This window comes from Candidatus Competibacter denitrificans Run_A_D11, assembly GCF_001051235.1.
Taxonomy (GTDB): domain Bacteria; phylum Pseudomonadota; class Gammaproteobacteria; order Competibacterales; family Competibacteraceae; genus Competibacter_A; species Competibacter_A denitrificans.
Window position 1 is genome coordinate 1 of record NZ_CBTJ020000098.1, and the last position, 1,874, is coordinate 1,874.

General features: G+C 49.8%; 1 protein-coding gene. It reads right to left on the reverse strand.

Annotated features, from left to right (window positions below):
- Positions 1–300: 300 nt before the first annotated feature.
- The gene (locus BN873_RS15550; protein ID WP_048675796.1) at positions 301–1,665 is read right to left on the reverse strand and encodes a glycosyltransferase; all 1,365 of its coding nucleotides are present in this window, start codon (positions 1,663–1,665) and stop codon (positions 301–303) included.
- Between the last annotated feature and the right edge of the window lie 209 nt (positions 1,666–1,874).

Here is a 1,874-nt window from a genome sequence, read left to right on the forward strand (position 1 = left end):
GGGTCTACAACGGGTTCAGATGTTCGCCTTGGGCGTCGCCGCCGCTAAAGCTGCCTATGCCAGCGATGGATAATGCGAGTTTGTGGGTAATCGGATGGGTTAAGTCGTTATCGCCGATTAGTCCGTGTCTATGAAAAAAGAGTCGCTTCCAGTATCGCTATGATTTGGGTTTCTTCTATCCGCATCCTGCTGAAAAAACTATGCACACCCATTGATGAAGAGGGCTGCTCTTAATCATTTACATCTGAATAAGAATTTTCGGATAGGCTCTAAGAGTTACAAACTAAGAAGGCGGCGGAATCAGGAGCGAATCACAGTCTCAAGAAATCTATAGTCGTCCGCAAAACGCTGGTTATCGGACGGGTCGAGGTACATCAGCCCACCTAGCGTACTTACCTTAATCGCGAGATCGCGAGTCCATACTTCACCAAGGGATAAAGCAACCCTACAAATCTCCTGGTTAAGGCGCTGCGTGGATGCTTCTGGTGTCATGAAAGAAATAACGTAGTCGCGTGGTGAATACAGTCGATAATTGTCAATCATATCGATGAGTACCTTAGGAAGATCTTGCTCTGTAGCGAATCTTCCCGTGTCGTCGTTTATGTAGGGGTAGTGGTGGCCGTAGTTGAAACCCTCACGGACGATGCTTGGTACCCCAGCAGCCATCGCCTCGATTGTTGCGCGGGGTGTTCCTTCGCGGCACGACCACAGCACATGCACTTTGCTCCGATTCAAGAGTTCATTCACCTTTCTAGGAGGCAATTGCTCGAAAATCTCGATCAAATCATCGATCTTGAAGATTTGCGCCTGAGCCAAAATATCCATTTTGGTGAGATCGAGCGGATAACCGACCAGAGCGAGTCTGGGTGTACTACCCATTGCACGCATTCTAGCGACTGCGCGAAACAATGCCCAATGCCGCTTGTAGCGTGCCCACGCCGCGATGCTGATGAGATCAAAGTCTTTCTCTATGCCAAGGTTAGAGAGAGGACGAAAGACGTTCGCATCGACCCAAGTATTACCGCCAACGCTTACTGGAATTAGGTTTGAGTGGACGGCCTTAAGAAACGCGGCATCGCGTGGCTCGATTGAACCAACAAATATGGGAGCGTTCAGTTGGGTCGTGGTGAGAATGTTTGGGTCGAAATGTCCACTCCAGCTAGGCTCAAGCACTAGGTGATAACGAGAAGAGACGGCTTTCGCATCGAACAAGCGCATAAATAGCGGATAGACGTAAGAGTAGTAGAGATAGATGACGCCGCGTTCGTTGGGTCCCGGTGACTTCAAGACGATGATGTTAGCTGGGAAGAGTTTCTTAGGGTTAGCGAAGAACTTCCGGTTCAGGTCGTTTGTGGGGATGGTATCCGGGTATTCATGCACGGCCAAGCGTAGTTGTGACGCGACCCGTCCTTGGGAACCAGCAAGGGCCTGTGCCATCAGGCTGGTTAGTACGCTGTTCAGTGCTGGAAAGTAATCGCTTCTATGGACGCGAGCGACAGCGTCCAAGCCGGCCTGGCGGCGGCCAATTGCTAAAAAAATGACACCGATGGTGGCTGCCGCGCCTCCAATCAAAAGGCGGGCAGGTACAAAATCAGAAAACAACCAATCATGAAAGCGTTGAAACATCACGTCAATGGTAGTCTTTAACTTTCTTTTCAATACCATTAGATAAAACTCGCCTCATCGAAGAGTAAACATTGAAGTATGATGCATTGCATGAATATTAGAGTAAACAGAAGAAGGTTGTACACCACCCAATTCCTCACAAATCAGCTGGAGGGGTTAAACGCACCCGATTCCCCCCAACTCAGCCGGAGGGGATAAAAGCCTGCTTCGCGGCGGCGATGCCGAGGGCGAAGGCATGGACATTTTGT